The organism is Curtobacterium sp. PhB142 (assembly GCF_004341255.1).
Classification (GTDB): domain Bacteria; phylum Actinomycetota; class Actinomycetes; order Actinomycetales; family Microbacteriaceae; genus Curtobacterium.
This window is the reverse complement of sequence record NZ_SLUT01000015.1, coordinates 39,273-50,818: the sequence shown is the minus strand read 5'-3', so window position 1 is coordinate 50,818 and position 11,546 is coordinate 39,273. Positions and strand designations below refer to the sequence as shown.

At 70.0% G+C, this 11,546-nt stretch carries 14 protein-coding genes; 10 read left to right on the top strand and 4 right to left on the bottom strand.

From position 1 onward, the window contains the following. Positions 1–177: 177 nt before the first annotated feature. Genes EDF31_RS19185 through EDF31_RS19175 form a run of 3 tightly spaced genes read left to right on the top strand, consistent with a single transcriptional unit; the run spans position 178 to position 1,990 of the window. Positions 178–696 (top strand): GNAT family N-acetyltransferase, encoded by a 519-nt coding sequence (locus tag EDF31_RS19185; protein WP_131847592.1) that lies wholly within the window; start codon positions 178–180, stop codon positions 694–696. Next, positions 693–1,334 (top strand): HAD-IA family hydrolase, encoded by a 642-nt coding sequence (locus EDF31_RS19180; RefSeq protein ID WP_131847590.1) that lies wholly within the window; start codon positions 693–695, stop codon positions 1,332–1,334. The genes EDF31_RS19185 and EDF31_RS19180 overlap by 4 nt, the downstream gene beginning before the upstream one ends. Further along, the gene (locus EDF31_RS19175) at positions 1,331–1,990 is read left to right on the top strand and encodes a haloacid dehalogenase-like hydrolase (RefSeq protein WP_243650165.1); all 660 of its coding nucleotides are present in this window, start codon (positions 1,331–1,333) and stop codon (positions 1,988–1,990) included. Before EDF31_RS19180 ends, EDF31_RS19175 begins: the two co-directional genes overlap by 4 nt. A 6-nt stretch (positions 1,991–1,996) precedes the next feature. Here the strand turns inward: EDF31_RS19175 and EDF31_RS19170 are convergent, their stop codons facing one another. Next, the gene (locus EDF31_RS19170) at positions 1,997–2,563 is read right to left on the bottom strand and encodes a TetR/AcrR family transcriptional regulator (RefSeq protein ID WP_131847588.1); all 567 of its coding nucleotides are present in this window, start codon (positions 2,561–2,563) and stop codon (positions 1,997–1,999) included. Positions 2,564–2,654: 91 nt separating this feature from the next. Between EDF31_RS19170 and EDF31_RS19165 the strand changes: the two genes are divergently transcribed. Continuing rightward, positions 2,655–3,650: an amidohydrolase family protein gene (locus EDF31_RS19165; RefSeq protein WP_131847598.1), complete on the top strand. Its 996-nt coding sequence runs from the start codon at positions 2,655–2,657 to the stop codon at positions 3,648–3,650. A 7-nt stretch (positions 3,651–3,657) separates the two neighbouring features. Beyond that, complete coding sequence (locus tag EDF31_RS19160; protein WP_243650163.1) at positions 3,658–5,400, top strand: AMP-binding protein; 1,743 nt, start codon at positions 3,658–3,660, stop codon at positions 5,398–5,400. A 37-nt stretch (positions 5,401–5,437) separates the two neighbouring features. Here the strand turns inward: EDF31_RS19160 and EDF31_RS19155 are convergent, their stop codons facing one another. Both EDF31_RS19155 and EDF31_RS19150 read right to left on the bottom strand, forming a co-directional pair. Next, positions 5,438–5,824, bottom strand: a complete 387-nt coding sequence (locus tag EDF31_RS19155; RefSeq protein WP_123936757.1) for a hypothetical protein — start codon at positions 5,822–5,824, stop codon at positions 5,438–5,440. A 14-nt stretch (positions 5,825–5,838) separates the two neighbouring features. Further along, positions 5,839–6,099 (bottom strand): hypothetical protein, encoded by a 261-nt coding sequence (locus EDF31_RS19150; protein WP_123936758.1) that lies wholly within the window; start codon positions 6,097–6,099, stop codon positions 5,839–5,841. Positions 6,100–6,495: 396 nt separating this feature from the next. Here EDF31_RS19150 and EDF31_RS19145 point away from each other — a divergent pair, with 396 nt between their 5' ends. Next, positions 6,496–7,377, top strand: coding sequence for a hypothetical protein (locus tag EDF31_RS19145; RefSeq protein WP_131847584.1), 882 nt, complete (start codon positions 6,496–6,498; stop codon positions 7,375–7,377). A gap of 33 nt (positions 7,378–7,410) precedes the next feature. Here EDF31_RS19145 and EDF31_RS19140 read toward each other — a convergent pair whose 3' ends face one another. Further along, positions 7,411–8,628 (bottom strand): MFS transporter, encoded by a 1,218-nt coding sequence (locus tag EDF31_RS19140; RefSeq protein WP_131847582.1) that lies wholly within the window; start codon positions 8,626–8,628, stop codon positions 7,411–7,413. A gap of 102 nt (positions 8,629–8,730) precedes the next feature. Here EDF31_RS19140 and EDF31_RS19135 point away from each other — a divergent pair, with 102 nt between their 5' ends. From EDF31_RS19135 to EDF31_RS19120, 4 genes are all read left to right on the top strand, one after another. Continuing rightward, positions 8,731–9,582: an SDR family NAD(P)-dependent oxidoreductase gene (locus EDF31_RS19135; RefSeq protein ID WP_131847580.1), complete on the top strand. Its 852-nt coding sequence runs from the start codon at positions 8,731–8,733 to the stop codon at positions 9,580–9,582. An 80-nt stretch (positions 9,583–9,662) separates the two neighbouring features. Further along, positions 9,663–10,442 (top strand): hypothetical protein, encoded by a 780-nt coding sequence (locus EDF31_RS19130; RefSeq protein WP_243650161.1) that lies wholly within the window; start codon positions 9,663–9,665, stop codon positions 10,440–10,442. 35 nt (positions 10,443–10,477) lie between these two features. Next, positions 10,478–10,963: a luciferase family protein gene (locus EDF31_RS19125; RefSeq protein WP_243650159.1), complete on the top strand. Its 486-nt coding sequence runs from the start codon at positions 10,478–10,480 to the stop codon at positions 10,961–10,963. A gap of 25 nt (positions 10,964–10,988) precedes the next feature. Further along, complete coding sequence (locus EDF31_RS19120; RefSeq protein ID WP_131847578.1) at positions 10,989–11,528, top strand: cysteine hydrolase family protein; 540 nt, start codon at positions 10,989–10,991, stop codon at positions 11,526–11,528. Positions 11,529–11,546: the final 18 nt, after the last annotated feature.

Below are 11,546 nucleotides of genomic sequence, written 5' to 3'. Positions count from 1 at the left end.
CGGCTGCTGTGTGCGCGCCGAACACACCCTGGTGCAGGGTGGAGAACCAGCAATGTGCGGCTGGTGAGCGCTCCGGGTGGTTCCCGGTCTGTGCAGGTGATTCGGCGCCCTGCCCCAAGTCGATTGGAATCCGTTCGGACGAGTTTCGCCGACGGCTGTCTGTCCTACGCTCGGTCCATGCAGGGGATAACGATCCGACCGACGACCGAAGCTGACTGGGAAGCCGTCCGAGCGCTCCGCCTGGAGATGATCCAGGACACCCCGATGGCTTACGCGGAGCACCTGGCGGACGCCGAGCACCTCGACGAGACCGAATGGCGTGCGCGGGGTCGCCGCGGTCAGGACGTCGGGGGGACCTCGCTCGTGGCGATCGACGCCGAAGGCCGCTGGGTCGGTGCGATGGGGTCGTTCATACCCGACGCCGCGACCGGACCGTTGCTGGTCGGGGTGTACGTCGCACCGTCGCACCGCGGCCGTGCGGCCGGCGTGACCGATGCGTTGCTCGACGCCATCGAGTCGTGGGCTTCCGGCCACGGCGCCACGCTCCGACTCCACGTGCACGAGCGCAACCTCCGGGCGCAGGCCTTCTACGCGCGACGTGGGTACGAGCTGACCGGGGCGACCGAGCCGTACGTCCTCGCGCCCGACGAGCGGGAGCTCGAGATGATCCGTCGACTCGACGGGATCTCCGCATGACCGGCGGTGGGGTGCGGTGGCTGCTGCTCGACGTCGGTGGCGTGCTCGAGATGGTCGACGACGCGGCATGGCCCGGGCAGTTCCGCACGCGGTGGGCGGCTGCGTTCGGCATGACGGACGAGGAGTTCTCCTCGCGGTTGTCGGACGCCGACCTGCCCGATGCCGCGCGACGGACCGGGGTCGACGACGAGTACTGGGGGAAGATCGGCGCCGCTCTCGGCGCCTCGGCCGAGGTGCTCGCGTCGATGCGAGACGACTTCTGGGACGCGTACTGCGGCTCCTTGAACGAGCCGCTCTTCGACTTCGTCGCCGGTCTGCGCGGGACGGTCGCGCTCGCGATCCTGTCCAATTCCGGTGACGGCGCCCGTCAGGAAGAGGAGCGACGATTCGGGTTCGCGGCCGTGTTCGACCCGATCTGCTACAGCCACGAGATCGGGGTCACGAAGCCGGAGCCAGAGGCCTTCCGGATCACGCTCGATCGGCTCGCTGCCGCGCCCGCGGATGTCCTCTTCGTCGACGACGTACCGGAGAACATCGAGGCTGCGCGGGCGGTCGGGATCCGGGCGCACCTGCACGTCGAGACCGCAGACACGATCGCAGCAATCCGCGCGGCGATGCCGGAGGATCGGGAGCAGTGACGGAGCCGGTGCGCGGCATGGTCTTCTTCGACGTCGACGGGACGCTCGTGTCGACCGGTTCGAGCAGCAGTCATCTCGCGGAACGATTCGGGCACCAGGACGCGCTGGACGAGGCTGAGCGTCGGTACGCCGACGGCTCGCTCACGAATCGACAGGTGAGCGAGATCGATGCCGCGGGCTGGCGCGGCGCATCGACGACGACCGTGGACCGCTGGCTCGACGACCTACCGGTGCTCCCCGGTGTGGAGCTCGTGGTGGCGTGGTGCCGCACGCACCAGGTCGTCCCCGTGCTGGCGTCGCTCGCGTGGCAGCCGGTCACTCGGTCGCTCGCGCGGCGGTTCGGGTTCGTCGCGCACGGCGGACCGCGGGTCGGGGTCACGGGTGGCACCTACGACGGGGCGGTGGCGGAGCACTTCGACGAGTTCGACAAGCGAGACCGTGCGCTCCGGTACGCGCTGGCCCGTGGCGTGCCGATCGAGCGGTGCTGTGCGATCGGGGACAGTCGGTCGGACATCCCACTCTTCGAGGTGGTCCCCGCGGCGCTGGCTCTCAACGCGACCGGAGCGGCCAGGGCGGCAGCATCGACCGCGATCGACACGGCGGACCTGTCGGACATCGTGCCGTGGCTCGAGACGTGGCTGAACAGTCTGGACTGACCCGGCTCAGCGAGTGGATGCCCCGGCCTCCGTCGTGAGCGACTCCACCCAGCCCTGCGCCGCGCGGAGCAGGTCGTCACGTGACGCGCCTTCGAACGCGCTGAGGCGCAGGAAGTGCTGCGTGATCGTGATGCCGAGGATGCCGCTCACGGTCATCAACGCCCGCAGCCGGGCGTCGTCGCCGTCGAGAGAGCGCGCCAGGTTCTCGACCCGCTCGTCGAGGTAGCCGCGCATGGTGTCCGCCGCCTCGGGAACCGTCAGCATCGACCGGACGAGCGCGGCCGTCTCGGCGGGGAGCGCGTCGAACCGGATGCCCAGGACGTCGAGCAGGTGGTCGGCCGCCGCACGCTCGCTCCCGCCGTCCGACGTGGCCGGCAGCTGCACGGCGGTCGCGAACAGTGCCGCCTTCGACCCGAAGTGCTGCATCACGAGCGACGGATCGATGCCCGCTGCTGCGGCGATGCTCCGGATCGTCGTGCCCTCGTACCCGTTCGCACCGAACTGCCGCCGAGCGGCTGCGCGGATGCGCTCGGCGGTCTGTGCGCGTTTCGCGTCGCGTGAGGTCTCGGCCATGCGTCCGACTCTACGGCGTTGAGCGAGGTGTACGGTTCACTCAACGCCGATGAGCGAACGCATCGGTGCACGACCTGACGGAGGAACCCCGATGACCCTGATCGCGATCGAAGAGCACTGGAACCACCCGGCCCTGACGGACGCCGTCAACGCCCTGCCCGACGACCGCCGCGACCCGAGCACGGCGCTGGACGAACTCGGCGACAACGGCGAGCTGCTCCGTGACCTCGGTGACGCCCGGCTCGCAGCGATGGACGCGCAGGGGATCGACGTCCAGGTGCTGTCCCTTGCGCCGCCCGGAGCGCAGCCGCTCGATGCCGCGGACGCGATCCCGCTGAGTCGGCAGGCGAACGACATCGCGATCGCCGCGGTCGCGGACCACCCGGACCGGTTCCGCGCGTTCGCGACCCTGCCGATGGCCGACCCGGACGCTGCCGTCGCCGAACTGGAGCGCACTGCCGGCCTCGGTTGCGTGGGGGCGATGGTCTACGGGCGGACGGGCGAGGTGCAGCTCGACGACCGCCGGTACGACGACCTCTTCGCCGTCGCGGCGTCGCTCGGGCAGCCGGTCTTCATCCACCCGCAGATCCCGTCGAAGCAGCTGCGCGAAGTGGCGTACGAGGGGTTCGAACCGATGGTCGAGCTCGGATTGGCGACCTTCGGGTGGGGGTGGCACCTCGAGGCGGCACGCGCGGCACTGCGCCTGATCGTCGGCGGCACCTTCGACCGGCACCCGGACCTGCAGGTCGTGCTGGGCCACTGGGGCGAGCTGCTGCTCTTCTGGCTCGACCGCGCGGACAGCCTGTCGCGGATCGCCGGGCTCGAGCGGACGGTGTCCGACACCGTCCGCTCCAACGTCCACATCACCAGCTCGGGCATGCTCAGCCCCACGCTGCTCCGGCACGCGCTGGACGTCACGACGACCGATCGGCTGCTGTTCTCCACCGACCACCCGTTCCAGCGACCCTCCGCCGCCGAGATCGACACGTTCCTGCAGCAGTTCCCCTCGGACGCGGCCCGCGACGCGTTCACGTCGGGGAACGCACGTCGGCTGTTCGGGATCGGCGACCAGAAGGATGCGGCATGATCGGTCCGTGCCCAACCCGAACGTGACCGCCGCGTACCGCGCTGCCCGTGACCAGTTGCTCTCCGCAGAGTCCGCCGATGCCGCCCGCGCCGCCTTCCGGTGGCCGGACCTCGGCGACACCTTCAACTGGGCGGACGACTGGTTCGACGTCATCGCGGCCGGGAACGACCGCATCGCGCTCTGGATCGTCGACGCGGCCGGCTCGGAACAGCGGCTCAGCTACGCGGAGATGGCCGCCCGGTCCGACCGTTTGGCCGTTCGCCTGCACGAGCACGGCGTCCGGAAGGGCGACCACGTGCTCGTCATGCTCGGCAACCAGCTCGAGCTGTGGGAGACGATGCTCGCGGTGATCAAGCTCGGAGCGGTGATCCTGCCGACGTCGACGATGCTCGACACCGCCGACCTGCAGGACCGCGTCGACCGCGGAGCCGTCGCACACGTCGTCACGAACCGCAGCGAGACCGCGAAGTACGACGACGTCCGCGGGGAATTCTCGCGCGTGGTGATCGGCGGCACGGCGGACGGGTGGACGGACTACCCGTCGGATCTCGGCGAACCAGCGCCCGCGGGGGAGTCGCGACCGGTCGTGGTCACCAAGACCGCCGATCCCTGCCTCGTCTACTTCACGTCGGGCACGACCTCGAAGCCGAAGATGGTCGTGCACACCCAGACGTCGTACCCGGTCGGACACCTCAGCACGATGCACTGGCTCGGTCTGCGGCCCGGAGACGTGCACCTGGCGATCAGCTCACCGGGCTGGGGCAAGCACGCCTGGAGCTGCTTCTTCGCGCCGTGGATCGCCGAGGCGACCGTCTTCGTCCACGACACCCCGCGGTTCGATCCGGCCGCGCTCCTCGCCCAGCTGGAGTCCGCCGAGGTGAGCACGTTCTGCGCACCGCCCACCGCCTGGCGGATGATGCTCCAGTCCGATCTCGGTGCGCGCCCTCGGGCACTGCGCGAGGTCGTGTCGGCCGGAGAACCGCTGAACCCCGAGGTCATCGACCGCGTCGAACGCGCTTGGGGTCTGACCATCCGCGACGGCTACGGGCAGACCGAGACCACCGCGATCATCGGCAATGCCCCCGGCAGCGCTGTGACCCCGGGGGCGATGGGCCGCGCGTTGCCCGGTGTGACCGTGACGCTGCTCGACCCGGTCACCGGGCAGCCCGGCGACGAGGGCGAGGTCTGCCTCGACCTCGACGAGCGACCGGTCAACCTGATGGCCGAGTACCTCGGTGACCCCGACCGGACCGCGGCATCGATGCGTGACGGCTTCTTCCACACCGGCGACATCGCGGTGCGGGACGCCGACGGGGAGCTGGCCTTCATCGGTCGGACCGACGACGTGTTCAAGTCGTCCGACTACAAGGTGTCACCGTTCGAGGTCGAGAGTGCCCTGCTGCAGCACCCCGCCGTGGCAGAGAGCGCCGTCGTACCCGCGCCGGACGACGCCCGGCTCAACGTCGTCAAGGCGTACGTGACGCTCGCCGCCGGGTTCGACGCGACGGCGGAAACCGCCGAACAGGTGCTCGCGTACGCGCGGACCGCACTCCCGGCGTACGCACGCGTGCGTCGGGTCGAGTTCGCGGAGCTGCCGAAGACCATCTCGGGCAAGATCCGGCGCGTGGAGCTGCGGGAGCGCGAGGAGCGTGCGGCCGCAAGTGGCACGCCGATCGACGGTGAGTGGCGCGACGAGCAGTTCCCCGAGCTGCGCGTTGGCCGTCCAGCCAGGCCGTCGATGGAGGCCTGACTGCCGGGTTGGCCCTGACGGCCGGAGTCGCACGGGATCAGCCTTGACGCTGACACTCCGGAAGGAGTGCGTCAAAGGCTCCCGCCTCGGCTTCGCGCTTGATCCGTCCGTGGTAATCGCCGGCAGGGATGGCGCCAGTGGTGATGCTCGAGGTGCGTCCGATGGCCTCAGCGTCCGCGCACACGGCGACGATCACGCCGCCTTCGCCATCCGGTTCGGCCCCTCCGATCAAGTCGCCTTCCCGGTGGAGGATCTGCTCGGTGAGGTCGTACCATGCGTACGACCGACCCGAGGGGACCTGCTCGGTGGCCAGCGCGACGCTCTTGCCGATGAGATCGGTGGTCGCGACGTCAGGAGCGGAAGTGCACCCTGACAACCCGAGCAGTGTGGTCACGATCGCAACGGAAACGAGAGTGATGCGCATGCGTCCTCCTTTAGCTAGAAGCTCCTGATGTCGCAGGAGACGCGTGCGCTGCCAGGATTGAACGCGTACAGCCACTTCGACGTGCCCGACACGTAGTCCTTGCCAGCGCCGGTGATGTGCTTCTGGATCTTGTACTTGTAGCGAACGCCGACCGGGTACGCGACGAGTTGCTTGCCCTTGGGGACCTTCCGCTTGCTGCAGGTCACCGAGACGCTCTGGGTGGTCGAGGCGCTGATCTTCAACTGGCCAGCAGCCCAGCCGCGAGAGGCGCCCAAGTCGAGTCCGATCGTGCGGTTGGCCGTCCTTCCGCGAGTGAGTGAGCAGTCCATCGCGGCGGTTCGTGATCCACACGATGCGAGTTTCTGGGAGCCTACGTGGCTTCCAGTCGACGTCTTGCTGATGATCTTGTGGTAGCTGCCCCACGCTGCTCGAGCGTCCTGTGCGCCCGGTTTCTCCGCCGCGGTCGCCGGACCAGTGGCGCCCAGCCCTGACACTGTGAGCGCGACGCCGATCACTCCCCCGAGGGCAGACTTCGTTTTCAGCCGAACAGACATTGATCTCCTGAAGTTTCAACTATCAAATACTGCGTAAGAGTTTGGCGTGCTTCACCCTTGTCCCGCAACTCGAGTCGTCAGTCGACCCACGATCGCGTGGGTGTCTAGGCTCTGCACGTGGAACTGATCACCGACGTCTCCCGCGGCACCTGGCTACTCGCCCGGGCGGGTGTATTCGCCACCGTGGGCGGGACAGTCGGAACCGGCTTCGACGCCTACGCGCGCATCCTCCATCCGGTGTCGGCGGACCGAGGGGACCGTTCGATCGTGGACGAATGGGACGACCACTCCGTCCTCGAGTCCGCCCGGTGGCGGTGGTCCGACGTCGCGTCGCGAACGGGCGGCATCGCGCACCCACTCGTCCAGTGGCGGAGCCTGACCGGCCGGACCGACGAGTCCGACCTGGTGTTCGAGGACGGATGGCGCGTCCACCCGCCCGAGGAAGGCTGGTTCGAGCCGAGCCTGCTCGCTGCGCTCACCGAGCACCTGGCCGAGGCCACGTCGACGCCGGACGACCTGGTCGCAGCGGTCTGGGACGGGTGGGGTGAACTGAGCGGTGGTTCGGCGCTCGCCGTCGGTTGGCAGGGTCCGGACGAGCCGACTGCGGAGGAGATCGAGTCGATGCAGCGGTACGTCGTCGAGCAGCAAGCAGTGCACGACGGAGAACAGGCGGCGATCCGCGCCGCACTCGCCGTCGAGCTCTTCCCGTGGCCGCACCGCGAGTGCTGCCTCCTCTCGATGACCCTGCCGCAGCTCGCCGACCCGACGTGGCTGGACCGCGCTCGGATCGGGACGGTCGTCGACCTCGCCCACACCCCGCAGATGCTCTGGCCGGAAGACCACTCCTGGGTGCTCGCGTCGGAGATCGACTGGGACTCGACGATCGTCGCCGGGTCACGTGCCCTGGTCGACGCGGTCTTGGCCGACGACCGGTTCGAGGCGTTCGCGGTCGACGAGGACAGCGACCTGACGTGGGGCGGGGACCTCGTCAACGGTTGAACCGTGGCGGCCGTCTCGTCCGTCGGCCGTCCGCTAGAGCCGAGCGGGGAACGCCGAGCGCCGACCGACCAGGGTGAGCACCGCAGCGACCGTCCCGAAGACGATCATCACCACGGCCAAGACCAGTCCGTCGAACACGGTCAACAGCGCGGCTCCGAAGATCCCGGCGACGAAGATCGCGATGTTGAACGCGACGGGCAGGAAGGCGCTGGCGACGTCGGCGTTCTCCCCACCTGCCGTGGTGAGCGCCGCCTGCAGCTGCGTCGAGGCGCCTCCGAAGCTGACACCCCACAGGACGGCGGCGACGAGGACGGCGACCGGCGACGCGTGGCCGACGAGCAGGACGACCCCGGTGACGACGAACAGTCCGACGCTCAGGTGCAGCAGCGGCCGGGGATGCCGGTCGAGGAGCGCGCCCGTGACCACGACGCCGAGGATCGCCGCGATGCCGTAGACGAGGAGGACGAGCCCGGCGCTGAGGTCGGTGCCGGTCACCCGCAGGTACGGGGAGATGTAGGTGTAGATCGTGTTGTGCGCGACCATCCACGTGGCGATGACGGCGAGGATGATCGCGATGCCGCGGATGCGGAACACCCTGACCACGGAGAGCTTCGCAGTGCCGGTCTGGCCGGGTGCGTCCGGCACGAACGCCGCGATCAGCGCGAGTATGACGACCCCGACGAGGCTGAGGCCGATGAACGACCAGCGCCAGTCCAGGGCGGTGCCGATGAACGACCCGAGCGGTGTGCCGAGCGCGAAGCCGACGGGCGCACCGGTGGAGACGATGGCGAGGGAGACGCCCGCGAACCGGGCGGGACTGATGCGCCGCGCGTAGGTGGCGAACATGCCCCAGATGATCCCGGAAGCCGCGCCGGCGACGAACCGCGTGACGAGCGCGATGGTCACGTTCGGGGCGAACGCGGTGAGGGTGTTCGCGATGATCAGGACGGCGATGGCCGTCGTGATCAACGGCTTGCGGCGCAGGCCCCGCGTGAGTGCGATCGCCGGCACCGTGACGATGACCGTGCCGATCGCGTAGGCGCTGACGAACAGTCCGACCGTGCCCTCGGACGTCCCCATGCCGTCCGCGATGACCGGCAGGAGGCCCGCGGGCATGGTCTCCATGGCGACGAGCACGAACCCGATCGCCGCGAGCAGTGCGAGCGGGAACCACGGCAGCCGGTCGTCGGCAACCAGAGTGGTCGACGGAGCCGACGGAGCCGACGGGGTCGTGGTCACGAGGGGGTCCATGTCCCTGACGCTAGGGCGGCTCGAGCGTCGGGAGGGAGGTTCTGCTCGACCCCGTTTCGGCAGAGCCTCACTCGTTGCGCGGAAGTGGTCTTCGCTGGGAGCATGACCGAACCCCAGACCTTCTTCATCACCGGGACCAGCCGCGGCATGGGCACCGAGTTCGCGCGCGCCGCCCTGGACGCCGGACACCACGTCGTCGCGACCGGGCGGGACCCGGAACGTGTCGTCGCAGCGGTCGGCCAGCACGACGAGCTGCTCGCCGTCGCGTTGGACGTCACGGACGAGCGCACCGTCCGGAGCGCGGTCGAGGCAGCGATCGAGCGGTTCGGCCGCATCGACGTCCTGGTGAACAACGCCGGGAGCTTCCAGGGCGGGTTCTTCGAAGAGGTCTCCGCGGAGCAGTTCCGCGCGCAGATGGAGACGAACTTCTTCGGTGCGATGAACGTCACCCGCGCGGTGCTCCCCGTCATGCGGGCGCAGGGCTCCGGTCGGGTCATCAGCATCAGCTCGACCGCCGGCATCGTCGCCGGTGCCGGTGGGAGCGCGTACGCCGCGTCGAAGTTCGCGCTCGAGGGGTGGATGGAAGCGCTGCACGACGAGGTCCTGCCGTTCGGCATCCACACCACGGTCGTCGAGCCCGGCTTCTTCCGGACCGACCTGCTCGCGGAAGGCAGCTCCACCTTCTGGGGCGACGTCCACCTCGACGACTACCGGTCCTCGTCGGACCAGACCAAGGAGTTCTTCCGCGGCATGGAGGGCAAGCAGAGCGGCGATCCGGCGAAGCTCGCCCGGACGCTCCTCGCCCTGACCGAGATGTCCGCACCACCGGTGCGCCTCGTCGCCGGTGCCGACAGCGTCGAGGGGGTCGTGCGGAAGGCGCAGCAGCTCATCGAGCAGGCGCGGGCGTTCCCGGAACTGACCACGTCGCTCGACCTGGACGACCAGTCGCGCTGAGGCGGCCGACCGGGTAGCACCCGGGACACAGCGCGCCGATCCGGCTCCGGCGTGCAGCCCGCGGCAGCGAGACTGGGCCGGTGCGCTCTCGTCTCGTCATCGGACTCCTCGTCGCCCTCGCCTGCACCGTGCCGCTCACCGCGTGCTCGGCGGCCGAAGGACTGGCACGCGACGCGCTGCGGTCCGGTGGATCGGGCGGCTCCGAGACGGCGGTGTGTCCGAGCGGCGAAGCGCCGGCACCGGGGGCAGCGAATCCGGACCCGACACCGGACCCGACCCCGGCGCCGACGCTCGACCCCGCCGTCGCGAGCCAGGTGCGCACCGCCCTCCGACAGGTCCGTGCGCTCCCGGCCGTCGCCGAGGCGACGCAGACGACCACGAACACCCCCAGCTCCGCCCCGGACCCGACCTGCTCCACCCGGTGGGTCACGTCGAACCACTTCGCATCGCGGTTCACGGTCACGATGGACCCCGACGCGACCCCGGCTCAGGCTGGAGCCGTCCCGACGACGATGGCCACCGAACTGGCGTGGACCGGCGTCTCCCTGACGCTGACCGTGCCGGCGGACGAGGGGCACATCGCCAGCACCGTCCACTACGACGGCACGTTCGACCAGCAGATCCCGATCTCGACGTCCACTGCGGTGGCGCAGGGACTGGCGACCCTCGCCGCGACCCCGCACGTGACCGGGCTCGAGGCCTCGATCCCGTACACGATGCGCGTCGACTACGGCTCGCTCGTCATCGGCGTGGACTCGGAGGACCAGGGCATCCTCGACCGCGTCCGCGCCGTGATCGACACGACGGCCTTCGCGGACACGACGCTGCACGGCGCGTTCGGCAACGGCGCGAAACCGTGACCCGCGGCGGCGGAGCGCGCCGGTAGCGTCGAACGGTGATCTCCACACCTCGCCCCGGTGTCCGCCCGTCCGTGTCCGACGACGGGCCACAGCGTCAGCTCACTGACCGCGCGACCCCGGAGCGGTGGGGACGACTCGTCGCGGACGCACTGGCACTACCGGACGTGGTCGAGGGGCACAGTCAGGTCTCGCCGGCGTCGTCGCGCGCACTGTTCCTCCGCGACCGTGCCGACCACGTCGTGCCGTGGACGTCGCTCGCTCCCGATGGGCGCCTCGAACCCGTGCACCTGCACGGTGTCGATGACACCTCGGTGCACCTGTGCCTGCCGGCGGCGCGCGGCGTCGAGCTCACCGCTCTCGGGTGGGCGACCCCGCACCAGTACGAGGACCACGGCACCGAGTTCCTCGTCTACGGGCCGCGCGACGACCACGAGGTGGACGTCGTGCTCTCGATCATCGCGGAGAGCCTCGCCTTCGCCCGCGATCCCGGCGACGAACAGCCCGGACACGGCCCGGCCTGAGCCCGCCGCCCGCCATACTGAACCGATGACCCGCGCGCTGCTCCTCGTCGACATCCAGCTGGACTACTTCCCGGGCGGGGCCTTCCCCCTCGTCGAACCCGAGGCAGCAGCCGCCGCGGCTCGAACCGTACTCGACTCCTTCCGCGCCGCCGGCGACCTGGTGGTGCACGCCTTCCACGTGTCCACCGACCCCGACGCCACGTTCTTCGTGCCGGGCACGCGGGGCCTCGACTTCCACCCGTCGGTCGCGCCCCTCGACGGCGAGCCGGTCCTCGAGAAGCACGAGCCGAACAGCTTCATCGGCACCGGACTCCAGGAACTGCTGACCGACGCCGGAGTCGACGAGGTCACGATCGTCGGGATGATGAGCAGCATGTGCATCGACTCGACGACCCGGGCCGCGCACGAACTCGGCTTCACCGCGACGGTCGTCGCCGACGCGTGCGCCGCGCCGGACCTGACCTCCGGGAGCGTCACCGTCCCGGGTGCGAGCGTCCACGCCGCCTTCATGGCGGCGCTCGACGGCAGCTTCGCCGTCACGACGAGCGACGCGCTCAGCCGCTGACGTCCGCAGGGCGCGTTC

Bases quoted from the DNA above. Each gene is read 5' to 3' on its own strand.
- EDF31_RS19185 (WP_131847592.1), top strand. From the start codon at position 178: ATGCAGGGGATAACGATCCGACCGACGACCGAAGCTGACTGGGAAGCC.
- EDF31_RS19165 (WP_131847598.1), top strand. From the start codon at position 2,655: ATGACCCTGATCGCGATCGAAGAGCACTGGAACCACCCGGCCCTGACG.
- EDF31_RS19120 (WP_131847578.1), top strand. From the start codon at position 10,989: ATGACCCGCGCGCTGCTCCTCGTCGACATCCAGCTGGACTACTTCCCG.
- EDF31_RS19170 (WP_131847588.1), bottom strand. From the start codon at position 2,563: ATGGCCGAGACCTCACGCGACGCGAAACGCGCACAGACCGCCGAGCGC.
- EDF31_RS19180 (WP_131847590.1), top strand. From the start codon at position 693: ATGACCGGCGGTGGGGTGCGGTGGCTGCTGCTCGACGTCGGTGGCGTG.
- EDF31_RS19155 (WP_123936757.1), bottom strand. From the start codon at position 5,824: ATGCGCATCACTCTCGTTTCCGTTGCGATCGTGACCACACTGCTCGGG.
- EDF31_RS19135 (WP_131847580.1), top strand. From the start codon at position 8,731: ATGACCGAACCCCAGACCTTCTTCATCACCGGGACCAGCCGCGGCATG.
- EDF31_RS19140 (WP_131847582.1), bottom strand. From the start codon at position 8,628: ATGGACCCCCTCGTGACCACGACCCCGTCGGCTCCGTCGGCTCCGTCG.